Below are 16,219 nucleotides of genomic sequence, written 5' to 3' on the forward strand. Positions count from 1 at the left end.
TTTCCATTATCTGGCCGACCTAACGCTTCCTATAACGTACCATTTGATATGATTAGTACCATAGGACTAAGTATGAAGAGGAGAAAATGGTATGAAGGAGAAAGGAAGATCAAGAGCACTGCATAGAAAACCTTACGGTTTATGCAAAAGATTTCTTGCTGCCATGATTGCTGCGGTTATGGTTACCACTAATATTGGTACAGACCTTACGACAGCGTATGCAGCGGAATCTTCTGACAGCGTAACCTTCGAGATGAGCGGTTCCGGCCTGGTTACCGCAATTGAAGAAGCAATTGCTGCAGGAAGTCCCCTTCAGGAGGGGGATATTGACTTTACCAACGGCAAGACAGAACAGTTTGAGGCATTATTTTATGGTGAAGGAAATATATATGAGATTTATCCGGAATACGACGGAGGAGACATGGACGCGGAGCTGCGTGTATTTGTCCGGCTTCCGGAGGATGCGGATGACATGTATATGGTCACCGGAGATGAGGAAATTATATTCCTGTATGTGAATAATGGAGAAAGCTCCATCAGCTGTTCCACGTCCATCACCAGAATGGAGGATGGAAAGGAGAAGGTAAAGAGAACAAAGAAACTTACTGTTAAAAGCTACGAGGCTGCATTTGGAGATGAGGAAGTAAATATCATATCCAAGCCGGCGGAGACGGTACCGCCAGAAACAGAACCGGCAGAAACAGAACCGGCAGAAACAGTACCGTCAGAAACAATACCAGCAGAAACAATACCAACAGAAACAGCACCGTCAGAAGAGATTCCAACAGAAGCAGTTCCGACAGAACCTGACTCATCGGAAACGACTTCGTCAGAAGCTAATCCAGCAGAGTCAGAACCGGCAGAACCAACTCCGGCAGAAACCACAGAACAGACCTCTCAGAGTCAGGAGACACAGACACCTGCAGGAGAGGAAGGACAGAAGGAAACAACTGCTTCACCAACAGAGGGTACAGACACAGGCAGACAGGATACAGAAGAGTCTCAAAAGGAATCAGAAGGCTCCCGGCCTGAGAATACAGATAAGTCCGAGGAAATATCCAATAACGCAAAAGAAGAAATAGAACAGAAGGACAATGCAGATAAGGAGCAGATTCATTCTGAGAAACAGGATGATACACCTGTTGCATCCATTAACCGTCACTATGCGCCTGTTGTTGCTGTAAAGACAGGTGATGAGACAGCCTCCCTTCCTGAAAAGCATGATTCAGATGTGAGAATTGAAGAGGGCACAAAAGAAAAAGAAGAACCAAAAGAAAACGCAAAAGCAGACAACACAACAAAAGAGACTGCTGAAAATCAAGGCAGCAGTGCAGATAAAACATCTGGAAAGACAAATGTGTCCAGTGAGACGGGAACATCCGGAAGTAAAGAATCATCAAGTAATCCGGAATCATCCGGTAACCAGGAGTCATCCGCCAGTCAGGAATCATCCGGCAATCCAGAGTCATCCGGTAATCCAGAATCATCCGGTAATCCAGAGTCATCCGGTAATCCGGAATCATCCGGCAACCAGGAGTCATCCGCCAGTCCGGAATCATCCGGTAATCCGGAGCCATCCGGCACCCCAGAGCCATCCGGCCCCCCGGAATCATTCGGCGAGGCAGAAACACCCAGCCAGCCGGCACACCCCAGCGGCTCAGAACCGTCCGGCGAATCTGGTGATAGCGAGGAAACTGAGGAGGGGAAAACAGAAGAGTCCTCTCCGGCTGAATCAACGGGAGACATCATAACCGATGAAACACCTGTGATTACCATAGAGACAGAGCCATCCCGGACACCGGAGGAAACAGAGGCAGAAGACGTCCATAAGGTGAAAGCAGCCACATCCGATGACCTTGTGGGAATCGGGTATTGCAGCACGGCCAGGGTTTATACCACCACGGTCAATACGCTGAAAGCATTGAATGATTTCGAGGGTTATAAGGTAACATATGCTGTCTATTCACAGGGAACAGCCCGCATTGTAGATGGACCGCGCGGTGTTGAGGAAGGCGGAAGCCTTACATTTGGCGTTAAAACCCAGGTTGGCTATGATATACAGTCAGTATCGGCCAATGGTGAACTCTTAGAGGCGGGAGCCCCGGGGGATTCAGCTGACCCGGATTCAGCAGATCCGGGGAACGCGGCGGAAAATATATCCTGGTTCACCATAGAGGATGTGACGGATGAACTGGAGATTGAGGTATATACCACTGAAACAGACGAACATCCGGAATTTTCTGATACCATTATGGTGAATGATGGTATGATTATAAACCTTTACGCGCCTGAAGGCGTATTGCCAAAAGGCGTGACCGCTTCTGCGGAACGGGTGGATTCTGCTCTTGAGGATTCCATACGGGAAAATGCCCAGGAAGCTGCTTCTGAAGAGGGAAAGCAGGTTTCATCAGTGGCTGCTTATGATATAAATTTGTGGCTTGGAAGCCAGAAGCTGGACGCTGGAATCTGGAACCAGGAAGGCGCTGTGACAGTTACATTTTCAGGAGTTCCTGTAGAGGAAGCCAGCCAGACTGCCGAAGAAATGTCCATTGTTCATGTGGAGACAGAAGCCGCGGATGTGAAGGCTTTAGAGGAGGTCCGGGACGCAGTGGATGTGTCCGGCGGCAGAGCGGTGGATGCGTTAAGCTTTGAGGCGGAGCATTTCTCCATCTATGCGGTAATAAGCAAAGAAAATATAACCAGGACTACCGTGGAAGTAAGTAAGGACGAGACGTTCCGGGTAAAAGCAGACAGAAGATATGGAGGCTCATGGTTCGTATCAGATCCAAGGGTGGTTTCAATCCAAAACGTGAAGGATATCAATGAGAATGGAAAATGGTATTCAGCAGCGGATGTTAAAGCGCTGAAAGCCGGCAAAAAGGCCAGTATATGGTACGGAAACGTAGTGCACAATGATTATTTCAACATCATTGTCAATGAAGCAGCCAACCAGTTCCATTTCAAATTCAACCAGGATTCCTCCAACATATCATTATGGTACAGCATCAACGGCGGCGGACTCTTGGAGATGGAAAGAGGACAGGTCCTTCAGACTGACAGAACAGACACGGTGTCCTTCTATGTAAAACCGGCCGCCGGGTATGTGACTCCTACCACCTTTGAGCACAGAAACGGCAGGTCCGAGGCAGAGCTGGCAAAAGCACGGTTTGGAGAAGGCATCTATGTGGATATTGCAGACGCGCCCTCAACCATCTCTACAGAGCATACAAGCAGAGATTTTTCGGATGCAAATGCGGAAGCGGTATCCATGGGCTGTACCAACCAGTTCCATTACTCTTACAGGGATGATGCTTACCAATACAGGGAATTTAAAATTCAGGCAACGCCTGCAAAGATTCAGGTAAAGTATGACGGCAATGGAGCAGAAGGAATGGCTCCGGTTGACTACAGAACCTATACCCATCCTGCAATCAAGAATGGAGACAGCTATATTGATATCAAGGGTTCAGGGAACCTGAAAAAGAATCATTTTGATTTTATTGGATGGGAACTGGCTGAGACAAATGTGAATCAGGCCGGCAGTAAGATATATCAGCAGGGTGACAGTCTGTTTGTGGGTGATGTTTGGAAGGATATAAATATAAATCCGGTTACCTATGTCCTCACTGCCAAATGGATGCCCAAACAGTATACGCTTACCACGGCTTCCGACGCAAACTCTGCCATTGACCAGGGCAAACAATATACTTACGACGCAGATTCTCTTATCAGGGTAAATTTTACGGCCAAGCAGGGATACCGGATATCCGGTGTCGCGGTGGATGGCGTACATCTGTCAGGAAAAGCTTTGAATGAGGCTGTGCAGAACGGCTGGGTGGAAGTGGACTGCAAACAGGACCATTATGTATCGGTTACTTCTGTCAGGACGGAATATAACCTTATAACCAGGGCTGAGAATGCTGATATTACTAAGGGTACAAAATATTCCTACAGTGACACGGATACATTGGATGTTAAATTTAAAGCAGACAAGGGCTATTCGGTTACCGGCATTACCGTGGATGGAAAATCCTTCACAAAGGATGAAATCCAGGCCATATTGGCCGAGGCGGACCAGCAGGGTTACAGTCATATAACACTGGACCGTAAGCAGGACCACACAGTGTTCGTCAAGGCAGATAAGACACTCTATACATTGACGGCTAGGGCAGATGAAAATTCCTGGATTAACCCTCAGACAAAGAGCTATGAGTACAAAGAGTTCATCATGTATAAGGTCAAATTCGGGGCAAAGAAAGGTTACCAGATACAGAATATCATTGTAGATGAAAAAGAATTAAGCGGGTTTGAAAAGACAGCCGCCATAGCGGCCGGGGCATACCTGTTTGATTATAAGAGCAGCCATACCATCGAAGTGACCACCAGGATAAACAGTTATCATTTGACCACATATTCAGACCATAACAGCTGGATTACCCCATCTATGGATTTCACCTACGATGGAACGGAAAAACTTAAGGTGGAATTCGGCGCCAAGGAAGGCTGCTCCATATCCGGTATATGGGTGGATTTACGCCAATACAGAGGAGATGAACTGAAGGAGGCGGTTTCCAGGGGATACATTGAAGTGGATCGGGACCGTGACCACATAGTATCTGTCACCGGTAAGATTAATGAATACAAGCTGACCGTTGGGGCAGATGAAAACAGCCGGATTACAGAACCTAAACAGGAGGTTACCACCTTTACCTATGATTCGGACAAATGCCTGGTGGTTAAGTTCAAGGCTAATACAGGCTACAGAGTCAGCAAGGTGATCGTGGATGACGTTTCCCTGGAGGGAGCGGAGCTTCTGAAGGCACTGGCCTCTCATTCTGTTTCAGTGGACCGCAAGGGCGACCACAGCGTATTTGTAGAGACCAGTCCCATGGAATATGCCCTTACCACCGGCGCAGACCTGCACAGCCGGATTACGTACCCTCAGGATAGGATTTATACGTACAGCTATGACCCGGAGGCATCCATAGAGGTTACCTTTGAGGCAAAAACAGGTTACGGAATTTCCGGAGTATTTGTAGATGCCCGTCCTCTAAAGGGACAGGAACTGCAGGATGCCATTGAAGCGGGCAGTGTAAGCGTTGACAGAAAGGAATGCCACTCTGTCTATGTGACATCGGAGGCCAGGCGGTATACCCTGATTACGGATTCGGATGAATACTCCAGCATCAGCCAGGGCGGAAGTTACGGATATGACGCAATACTTCCCATGCTGGTAAGGTTCCGTGCGGATACAGGTTACACCATCAGCAGTATCACTGTGGACGGCCAGTCTCTTCAGGGAGCAGAGTTTGAAAGGGCGGCGGCTTTGGGGTATGTATCCCTGTCACGTACCCGGGACCATGAAGTGACGGTCACCAGCCGGATTCGTCAGGATTTGGAATATACGGTAAATTACTTCTTTGAGAATGACCGGGGGGATTTCCGCATTGACAGGCAGTATGAACACGCGCAGCATGTGACAAATGCTGAGTATGGTTCAGACATTGTGTTTGATAAGACACCTGCCCTGGATAAGAACGGACACCATTATGCCCTGGACCACATTGACGGGGACGGAAAGAAAGTATCACTGATTACACTGGACAACGTGGTGAATGTCTACTATGGCATTGATGAAAAAGGAGAGACGAATCCGGAGGACAGCGGAAAGCCTACAAATCCTGACGGCATACCGGACCGGTACCAGGTTACCTTTACCTACAGGGCCGGTGCCAACGGCGCCATGACAGGAACTGTCATGGAGGTGGCTACACGGAGAGATTCCGCCGGAGAGCTGAGCCTGTACGCTCCTGTAAGGCCGACTGCGGATGGCGTGGAATACCTTGCGGATGACGGGTTTACATTTAACAATTGGAAATCCAGCCAACCCGGCTATAAAACGCTGATGCCAAATTATGTGTTTGATGATACAGATGACATAGCTGCGCATAAGTTCTACTGCGACACTGTATTTACAGCTAATTTCCTTGACAATAAGAACATTCATTACGATGTGGAGTTTTACATGCAGTCCCAGGGACGTTATCAATTCCGGCCCACATACACGGATGCAAGAAATGACGTTCCTCTTCATGGGATGGCCAAAGTAACAGAACAGGATTTGGCGGATAAGGTTGAGAGTGAGTGTACCTATGTTCTGGATACAAGCAGAAGGAACATCACAGAAGCCAAGGTGAAGGAGGACGGTTCCACTACATTAAAACTTTACTTTAAGCAGCAGTTTACCGTGACATATAAGCCGGGCAGTCAAGGAGCTTTTACAGAGCAGTCAAAGAGTGATTATAAATACAATGACAGGCTGGAGCGCTTTATCGGTGAAAAGACGCCAATAGATGAGACAATGCGGTTTGCAGGCTGGATGGGTATGGATGGAACGGTCCTGCAGGAAAGCCAGCTTCCTGATACGGTTACAAAGAATATGATATATACAGCTGTATTTGAGGAAGATACAGTCAAGAGCGGCTTCTTTGTGAGAAAAGACAAGGCTGCAAGGCCGGACGGCAATGTGCCGGATCCCTCTTACAATTATGCATTGTTCGGCGAAGGCTTCCTTCATGCGAATCCGGTGATGGTACCGGCGCCGGAAGGTGAACTGAACCAGAGCAGTGAGGCGGTTTTAGAGCGCATAGCACAGTGGCCGGAGAACGATACATTTACCATGGACGGTAAGACCTATTCCATGGACGATATCTTATGGTACAGGATCCAGTATGAGGAAGGCGACCCATATGAATGGCATGTGGACGGAGAGCTGAAGCACAGCATAGCAGTTGTTTTTGATTTGAAGGGCGGAACATTGAATGATTCTACGGACCCGCTGCTGACCTACAGCCTGCAGAAATATGGGGTGATTACAGACAACCTGATTCCTTCACTGGAGGGAAGCGCATTTAGCGGCTGGAGGGTTGTGGAATCCCAGGATACGGGATTTAAGACCGATCAGTTATATCAGGCACCGGATATCAACAACCATGAGTTTACGGGCAGCGTTACCTTTGAAGCAGTTTGGGATATTAATATGTATACTGTAAATGTGGAGATGGCAGACAAGGAATTTCCCGCGAATATACTTGACAGAAAGCTTCTGGAACAGGTGCCCTTTGGGACGGATCCGGAAGCAGACGGCAGGCTGAATGGACTGATTCCTGAATCAATCGACGGGGCAGACGGAAACCATTATATCTATACCGGAACGCTCAGGAAGTCCTATGAACCTGTTCAGGGCGTCAGGGAAAATGGAACCATAACCGTCTACTACATGACAGATAACGATGGACCGGATAAAAAGCCCGATGGAATTCCGGATGCCTATGAGATTCAGTTTATCTTTGAATCCTCCAACGAGCAGCAGGGACGTATCCGGAACAACGGTACAGGGGCATATGGAACCGTTACGGAGTGGAAGAGCCTGGTAGAGCTTGATTCAGAAGGACGCATTGTTATTGGAGCGGACGGAGAACCTGTATTTTGGGAGGATGGGGTGAGCCCTGAGGGGGCCGTTACGGCTGAAGCCAATTCCGGCTATGCACTTTCCGGATGGACTGCGCTTATGGACGATATGAATATTTCGTTTGCTGATTTAAATGAAATCAGGAGCACTAAGTATGAGCATGACGTAGTGTTTGCAGCCCAGTGGTCCGCAGCAGGCGGTAACACCCCTGATACCGGAGGAAACAGCAGTTCGGGCAGTTCCGGCGGAAGCAGCAGCTCAGGAAGCGGATCAGGCAGAAGGTATGTATCCGCAAATGGAGGCCCCGGAGCAGTTACCCTGGAGGAAACTCAGGTTCCGCTGGCCGAAGCACCTATGACGGATATGACAGTTATTGATGACGGTGAGATACCGTTAGCTCCCCTTCCAAAAACTGGTAATATAATGGACAGGATGAGCCTGACGTTCCTTCTTTCTGGAATCGTACTTACCTTATCGGTATTTGACAGAAGAAGGCATGTTAAGTAAAACATGTTATTAACTATAAAGTGAAGGGACACAGCAGTGCGGAGAGATTCTGTACTGCTGTGTTTTTATAAAATTTAATAATCTTTTCATAATCTGACGTGGTGGAAATAGATTTGGATTTAGGATATAATAACCCCACCAAGTCCGGTCTGCCTGGGGGTGTGGGGGTCGGAACAGGAGCAGACAGAAGGAGGACGGACGTCCTTTTAGGAACAGGTAATATATGCTATAATATTTTTAATCATTATATGATTAGATGATATTAGAGAAAACAGCAGTACATTGGAGGTATAATAAAGATGCAAAGCGATATACAATCTCAGATGTCCCAATCTCAGATGTCCCAGTCCCAGATGTCTCAGTCCCAGATGCCCGGGTCTCAGGCGCCCCATACCCGCAATTCCAAGCCCGGGACAATGAAAGCCGCGGTCTACAAAGAAAATGGCATCATAACCCTGGAACACCGGCCGGTTCCTGCGCTGGCGGATCCGCAGGATGCCATCATAAGGGTAACCCTTACCACCATCTGTTCCAGTGATATCCATATAAAGCACGGAGCTGTCCCAAGGGCTGTGCCGGGAACCATACTGGGACATGAGTTTGTGGGCATAGTGGAGCAAACCGGGGAAGCGGTAAAAAAGTTTAAACAGGGAGACCGTGTTGCCGTAAATGTAGAAACTTTCTGCGGTGAGTGTTATTTCTGCAGGCGGGGTTATGTCAACAACTGTACCCATGAACACGGGGGATGGGCGCTGGGGTGCAGGATTGACGGCGGCCAGGCCGAATATGTCAGGGTGCCGTTTGCCGACAACGGACTTACGAAGATACCCGATGAAGTGACAGATGAGGCGGCGCTGTTTACAGGAGACATCCTTTCCACCGGTTACTGGGGGGCTTCCCTGGCGGAAATCAAACCCGCGGATACGGTAGCTGTTATTGGCGCAGGTCCTACCGGGCTGTGTACCCTGATGTGCGCAAGGCTTTACGGCCCCGGCGTGGTCATAGCCATTGATACGTCGGATGAACGGCTGGAGCTGGCTAAGGAACAGGGACTGGCAGATGTCATTATCAACCCGTTAAAGCAGGATGTGGAACAGGAGATAAAGAAGCTGACCCTTGGACGCGGCGCGGATGCCGTATTGGAAGTGGCAGGAGGCAGGGATACCTTCCGGATGGCATGGAGGATTGCCAGGCCCAATGCGGTGGTCTGTGTAGTGGCTTTATATGAAGAACCGCAGATGATCCCCTTACCGGACATGTACGGGAAGAATCTGGTTTTTAAAACAGGAGGAGTGGACGCTTCCAGCTGTGAGGAAATCATGAAACTGATAAAGGCCGGAAAACTGGATACCAGCTGCCTGATTACCCACAGAACAAAGCTTGAACACATTATGGAAGCCTATGATGTGTTTGAGAATAAGAAGGACCATGTGATAAAGTATGCAATTGAGGTATCATAAGGCATATGGACGTCCTGCATAATGATAGGACATTTGCATACATACAGGAAAGACATATAAGAAAGAAGGAATGAGTATGGGCAGGAACTGTTGTATCACCATTGAGCGTCAGTACGGAAGCGGAGGAAGGGAGGTGGCCCGTATCCTGTCGGAGCGCCTGGGGATTCCCTGCTATGGGCGGGAGCTGCTGGCAGTGACGGCGGCAGACAATGGAATCAGCATCGAGGAACTGAAAAAGCTGGATGAAAAGCGGACGGGAAGCCTGCTTCATGATTTGGTGCTGTATGCCTTCCGGTTCCAGAATTACAATAAGATGCAGGAGCCCTTTGATATCAATAAGGAGGTATCTGACACCATCCGCAGGCTGGCCCGGAAGGGACCGTGCATTTTTATCGGAAGATGCGCTGATTTCGCCCTGGACGGAGAATGCGATGTACTTAAACTGTTTATCTACGCTTCATCCATGGAGAAGCGCAAACGCCGTATATGCGAGGTGGATGACATTGCCTTTGAGAAGGCGGAGGAAGAAATACAGAAAAGGGACAGCCAGAGAAGCGACTATTATCACTATTTTACCGGAAAAAACTGGGGGGATATGGAAAATTATGATGCCTGTCTGAATACCTCTGTATTAGGATATGAGGGCTGTGCGGACCTGATTATGAAAATGATGGAATGAGATGGCTGAATGTCATCAACGAAGGTATAAAACAAAATATGACAACACCATGACAACGCTGTGACAATGCTGTGACAATGCTGTGATAATGCCGTGAAAACATGGTGATAATGCCGTGAATCAGCCGGATTCCCAATCAGGAAACCGGCTTTCTCACGGCATTTTTCTTTCCTGCTGCCGGCGGGATGAACCATCCCGTCAAATAAACGGAGAAATATTAAAAGTTAGGCTGTAATTTTGTGAAAAAAAAACGGGTTGATTTTCATTTGCAAAATGCATATAATATTTGTCAAACACAACAGTTGTTAAATACATATGATAGCCGCAGAAGGTATTTCTTTACAGTATCTGCGGCAGCCCCTGCAAGGAGGTGAGTACCATACAGGAAATAGCCACCATGATAGAAAAGAGCAAACGAAGGTTTCTGTGCATTAAATTCAGGGCCTGCGGCCTTTCCTTTTCCGAGGGAATCGTGCTTCTGGTCATAGGCTACAGCAGATACAGCAATCAGGAGACCATTTCCAGCCTGTCCGGAATTGATAAATACCAGACAGCCAAGGTATTGGCTGCCATGGAGGAGCGGGGATACATCAGAAGGGAGATTAATCCTGAGAATAAACGAGAAAAGCTGGTTTGCCTGTCGGAAAAGGGAAAAGAGGCAGCTAATTCACTGAAGGACATCATGGACCAGTGGGAGAAAATCATCTTTGCCGGAATCACGCCCCAGGAGGAACAGGTTCTGGAACAGATTATGGGCAAAATCGTCGGAAATGTAAGGGAGTATGAAAGAAATATTGGAAGGGAGAAACTGTAATAACAATGAAACTGGCAAAATCTAAGAAAAAAATCATAGGGGCGGCGGCAGCCGTTATTTTGTGCGCCATTGTCCTGGTGCTCATCTTTGGTCATGTGACAGGGGATGACCTGTTATTTAAGAATAAGAAAAATCTGGTGGTACAGTCTTATGTGACCATGGATGAGAGCAATATTAACGCTCTGACCGGGGGACAGATTAAGGATGTCCTGGTGGAGGAAGGGGACCTGGTGACCAAAGGCCAGGAGCTGGTCCGTCTGGACAGTGATACCCTGATGGCCCAGAGAGAACAGGCCCAGGCAGCTCTGGCCCAGGCCCAGGCAGCTTACCAGAGCCTGTTAAACGGCGCCACAGAGGAACAGATGAAACAGCTGCAGCTGGCGGTCCAGATTGCCCAGGCAAACCTGGAAAATGCCCAGGCTGCCTACACAAGAATGGACGCGGATTATCAGAGGACCTTGGCGCTGGTTCCCGCAGGAGCCGTGTCCCAGTCCTCTGTGGATGCCCAGAAGGCAGCCCTGGCTTCTGCCAAGGCAGCCCTGGACAGCTCGCGCTCCAATCTGGAGATTTCCCAGAGCAAGCTTTCCGAAGCCCAAAACGGAGCAACGCCGGAACAGATTGCCCAGGCCCAGGCCGGAGTGGACCAGGCCAAGGCGGCCCTGAAACAGATAGACACCACCCTGGATAAATGTGTCCTTACCTCACCTGTGGACGGTCTGGTGACAACGGTTAATGTCAAGTCCGGTGATGTGGTGTCTTCCGGACTTCCCTCCGTGGTGGTTGCTGACATTTATACCCCGTATATCACTTGTGATGTGGATGAAATGAAGCTTCCGCGGGTAAAACTGGACCAGGAGGTGGATATCTCCCTGGCAGCCCTGGGAAAGGATACATATAAGGGGAAAGTGGTGCGAATCAATAAGGAAGCGGATTTTGCCACCAAGAAAGCGTCCAATGAAGCTGACTGGGATATCCTGACCTACGGAATCAAGGTAACCTTTGAGAACCTGACTGGACTGCAGGATGAACTGCGTTCCGGTATGACAGCCTATGTTGACTTTGGAAAGTGATGTGATGGTATATGAGAGAATGGATGAAACAGGCTGGGAGCCTGGCATCTTCTATGAAAAAACGGTACATAACGATTCCCATGCTGATTCTTCTTCTGGTACCTACCATCCTGAGTCTGCTTATGGGCGCGGAGTTCGTGCATCTGCCTTTTCAGAAGGTACCCACGATTATTGTGAACCATGATCACTCTGAAACAGTCCAGAGCCTGATTCAGATGATTTCGGATAACAGGACATTTGACGTCATTGCGTGTACGGATGAGGAGGATGACCTGAAGGAAGCATTTTACTATAATAAGGCACTGGCAGGCATTGTGATTCCGGAGCATTTTTCAGAGGATCTGTTAAATGGCAGGGAAGCCAAAATCATGATTTTTAACGACGGCGCCCTGTCAACAGTTGCCAGCGGCATGAGGGGTACCATAGCCGAAGCCCTGGGGACCATTAAGAGCGGATATATGCTGAAGCTGGCAGAGGGAAAGGGCATACCGCCCCAGGCAGCCATGAACCTGATTGCACCTATGGGATATGTGACAAAGGCCATCAGCAATCCCTCCAAGAATGTGGCATACATGATGATGGAGGGCATCCTCCTTACCATTGTGCAGATTGGAGCCGGATGCGTGGGGGCCTGCGTGTGCGAGAGGGGAAGCTTTGGAAGGCTGATGAAAAAGGCCGGATTTATCACCGGTATTGCCTGTGTCTCGGCCCTGGGCTGTATAGTGACCCAGACCCTGTGTTTTGGATTTCCCTACAAGAGTTCGCCCTGGGCCGGCATACTGATGACGGTTTTCACCTGCTTCGGCATTACCCTTTTTGGAATACTCCAGAACCTGGGTACCGGAGGAAACTGCGAGGAGGCAGTGCAGAAATGCAGCATCATAAGTTTTACCATGCTGTTGGCCGGTTACACATTTCCGGTTATCTCCATGCCATGGCCCTGTAAGTTTCTTACCTGGTTCATGCCCAATACCCATTATATTGTGCCGTTCAGGGACATGGCCCTGGTGGAGCGCAGCTTTCTGAGTGAGGCCCACCATGTTCTGTGGCTTATGGGCTTCTGCGCGGTGATGGTGCTTGCAGTGGCAAAGAAATTCAGGGATGCCGGGGCAGAGCCGGGAAAAACGCCCGCAGATGGTCCCCGGACGGAAAACGGGGTGGCCGGCATATGATAAGCAGGATATGGAAGGAAGAAAAAAACACGGTCATCGGTCTGTTTATTTCCGTGCTGGCCGGTATGCTCCTGATTACTACCATCTGGAAAAATGATTACACAGAGGATATTCCCTTTGGAATCCTGGATGAGGACCGGTCCTCCTTGTCCCAGTCCATTGTGAAGCAGTTTGGCATCAATCCCTCTCTGGATATTGTATATTATGCGGATTCGGAGCAGGATCTGAAACAGGCCATCCTGGATAAGAAGATTGAGGCCGGCGTCATGATACCTGAAAATTTCAGCCGGGATATGTCCCTGAAGAAATCACCCCAGGCAGTGATATTTGCGGACTGTTCCAACATCATCACCGGCGGCGGGGCAGTGGGGGCTGCATCATCCGTGCTGGGTACCATGAGCGCGGGAATGCAGCTTAAGATGCTGGAGGGAAACAACTTTTACCCCTCGGCGGCCCAGACCAGTCTGGGTACATTTTCTTACGTGGACAGGACCTTGTATGAACCACAGGGCGATTACATCAGGAAAATGAGCTATCTGCTGGTTCCCGCCATCACCATGCAGACCTTTCTCATCTCATTTTTTATTCCGCTCATGATACGAAAAAGGAAAGCTCTGGCAGCGGCTACCCCGGAAAAGCGGAGGGAGGAATTAAAAGACGGAATCATCAGGACGGCCGTGGTGGCGGGCGGCGCGGTGGCGGCCCAGTTCGTGGTGCTGTGTGTGGTGGGACTGTATAAGAATATTCCCCTGCGGGGGGAAATCGGGCTCTATCTGTTCAGCACCGTGCTTTTCATGCTGGCGGCCGTGGCCTTTGGCGTGATGCTGGGGTCATTTACCAAAAGGCTGGCCTGCTTTGCGCAGCTGTATATGATGTGCAGCAACCTGATTATATTTACCTCAGGGCTTATTTTCCCGTACTATCTGATGCCCAAATGGCTCAGCATTGCATCCAGGATATTTTCGCCCATTGCCAATATTGCCGTGGAACTGAAGGCTGTGAACCTGAAGGGAATCGGCTGGGACGCTGCCTGGCCCCAGCTGGCGGGAACCGCCCTGTATACCGTGTTCTGGCTGGCGGCAGGAGGCGCCATGTACGCTTGGAGCATTAAAAAGGAGCGGAGGCTTGCAGGGGCGGCGGAGTAAGAGATGAGGCAAGGGAATGGAGTAGGAGATGGAGTAGGGGATGGAGTAAGAGACGGAATAAGAGACGGAGAAAAAGGGGCGGCAGTGAAATGTGTGGCAGTAATATGAATAAAATAGAAGATATAAAACAGAAGGTATAAAGCAGAAGGTATAAAGCAGAAGGTATGAAACAGGGGGTATGAAACAGAGGGTATGAAACAGAGAGTATGAAACAGGGGGTATGAAACAGAAGATATAAAACAAAAGGTATAAAGCAGAAGGAATTAAAGAGAAACAGATAGAAAAATCCACAAAAATCATGTATGATAGAGAGAGCGGCTTCGGTATTGACTGCTTTCTCTTTTTTGTAATGGTCTTATATTCCAAGGCACAGGGAGGGGCGGTCACCAATGATTGGGGAATGGGGTGGTGTCTTGCAAAGCGCTAATACGGATATGATTGACGGCAGTATCTTTCAGTCTATTTTCTGGTTTTCAATCCCTCTTTTGATAGGGAATTTTTTCCAGCAGTTGTACAATACAGTGGATTCCTATGTGGTAGGAAATTTTGTCAATACCAACGCCCTGGCGGCGGTGGGGGCTTCGACCCCGGTCATCAATATGCTGGTGGGGTTCTTCATGGGCCTGTCCACCGGCGCGGGAGTGGTGATTTCCCAATACTTCGGGGCCAGACAGGGTGAGGCTATGAGCCGGGCGGTTCACAGCGCCATGGCCCTTACGGGGCTGTTGAGCATAGTGTTTACCGGGCTGGGACTGCTGTATACAGGACCCCTTCTCAGGGCAATCGGGGTGCCGGAGGACGTCCTTCCCCATTCTTCTCTATATCTGATGATTTATTTCTGTGGAATCACATTCTCACTTTTCTACAATATGGGATCAGGCATACTGCGCGCGGTGGGGGACTCCAGGCATCCCCTGCTCTATCTGGCAGTGGCCAGTATCGTGAATATCATCCTGGATTTCACCTTTGTGTGCGGGTTTCACATGGGCATTGCAGGCGTGGCCATTGCCACCATCATGGCCCAGGCAGTGAGCTCATTCATGGTCATGCACAAGCTGATGCATACCCGTGAGGATTACAAGGTGGAAATCCGCAAGATACGGTTCCACAAGAAAATGATCCGCAAAATCATTGCCTTTGGCTTTCCGGCTGCCTGTCAGCAGAGCATCACCTCATTTTCCAACGTGGTGGTGCAGTCCTATATCAACCGGTTCGGAACGGCTGCCATGGCCGGATATTCCGCTACCCTGAGGATTGACGGATTTCTCCAGCTGCCCCTTCAGAGCTTTAATATGGCTATCACCACTTTTGTGGGACAGAACATCGGAGCACGCAAGTATAAACGGGTGAAGAAGGGAATATTTGCCGCCTGGGTTATGAGTTCCCTGATTATTCTGGCAGGTTCAGTGGGAATGTATTTCGGAGCGCCCCTGTTAATCAGCGTGTTTACCAATGATCCCCAGGTAATTGGGAACGGAAGCAGTATGCTTCGCATTTTCTCCAGAGCATATATTGTGATGCCCGTGATCCAGGTACTAAACGGCGCCCTGCGCGGCGCGGGACTTTCCAAGGTCCCCATGTTCTTCATGCTGGGCAGCTTCGTGGTTCTGAGACAGATTTACCTGCTTGTGGCAGTGCCCATGACTCACAGTTTGATGGTGGTCATGGCGGGGTGGCCCATTACCTGGGTCATCTGCGCGGCAGGTATGTTCCTGTACTATGTCAAAGCGGACTGGCTGCCTAAGGAGGCCGGGCCGGAGGGGGAATAATGCTTCCGGTTAAGGATGTTGGTCAATGCTTCCGGTTAATGCTTCCGGTTAATGCTTCCGGTTAATGCTTCCGGTTAATGTTTTCGGTTAATGCTTCCAGTTAATGCTTCCAGGAAATCATACCAGGTAATG

At 49.2% G+C, this 16,219-nt stretch carries 8 protein-coding genes; all 8 read left to right on the top strand.

Annotated features, from left to right (window positions below; all coding sequences use genetic code 11):
• Nucleotides 1–91: 91 nt before the first annotated feature.
• The 8 genes from CGC65_RS08500 (at nt 92) to CGC65_RS08535 (ending at nt 16,087) form a co-directional block, all read left to right on the top strand.
• Nucleotides 92–7,978 (top strand): doubled motif LPXTG anchor domain-containing protein, encoded by a 7,887-nt coding sequence (locus tag CGC65_RS08500; RefSeq protein WP_002565864.1) that lies wholly within the window; start codon nt 92–94, stop codon nt 7,976–7,978.
• Nucleotides 7,979–8,394: 416 nt separating this feature from the next.
• Nucleotides 8,395–9,438: an alcohol dehydrogenase gene (locus CGC65_RS08505; RefSeq protein WP_320945500.1), complete on the top strand. Its 1,044-nt coding sequence runs from the start codon at nt 8,395–8,397 to the stop codon at nt 9,436–9,438.
• Between the two features lie 76 nt (nt 9,439–9,514).
• Nucleotides 9,515–10,117: a cytidylate kinase-like family protein gene (locus tag CGC65_RS08510; protein ID WP_002565866.1), complete on the top strand. Its 603-nt coding sequence runs from the start codon at nt 9,515–9,517 to the stop codon at nt 10,115–10,117.
• A 397-nt stretch (nt 10,118–10,514) separates the two neighbouring features.
• Entirely contained in the window at nt 10,515–10,931 is a 417-nt protein-coding gene (locus CGC65_RS08515; RefSeq protein WP_002565867.1) for a MarR family winged helix-turn-helix transcriptional regulator, read from the top strand.
• Nucleotides 10,932–10,936: 5 nt separating this feature from the next.
• Nucleotides 10,937–12,001, top strand: coding sequence for an HlyD family secretion protein (locus CGC65_RS08520; protein WP_002565868.1), 1,065 nt, complete (start codon nt 10,937–10,939; stop codon nt 11,999–12,001).
• A 23-nt stretch (nt 12,002–12,024) separates the two neighbouring features.
• A complete protein-coding gene (locus CGC65_RS08525) occupies nt 12,025–13,173 on the top strand; it encodes an ABC transporter permease (protein WP_038282582.1) in 1,149 nt (382 codons plus the stop codon).
• Complete coding sequence (locus CGC65_RS08530; protein WP_002565870.1) at nt 13,170–14,318, top strand: ABC transporter permease; 1,149 nt, start codon at nt 13,170–13,172, stop codon at nt 14,316–14,318. Before CGC65_RS08525 ends, CGC65_RS08530 begins: the two co-directional genes overlap by 4 nt.
• A gap of 389 nt (nt 14,319–14,707) precedes the next feature.
• Nucleotides 14,708–16,087 (top strand): MATE family efflux transporter, encoded by a 1,380-nt coding sequence (locus CGC65_RS08535; RefSeq protein ID WP_002565871.1) that lies wholly within the window; start codon nt 14,708–14,710, stop codon nt 16,085–16,087.
• Nucleotides 16,088–16,219: the final 132 nt, after the last annotated feature.

This window comes from Enterocloster bolteae, from assembly GCF_002234575.2.
Taxonomy (GTDB): Bacteria; Bacillota; Clostridia; order Lachnospirales; family Lachnospiraceae; genus Enterocloster; species Enterocloster bolteae.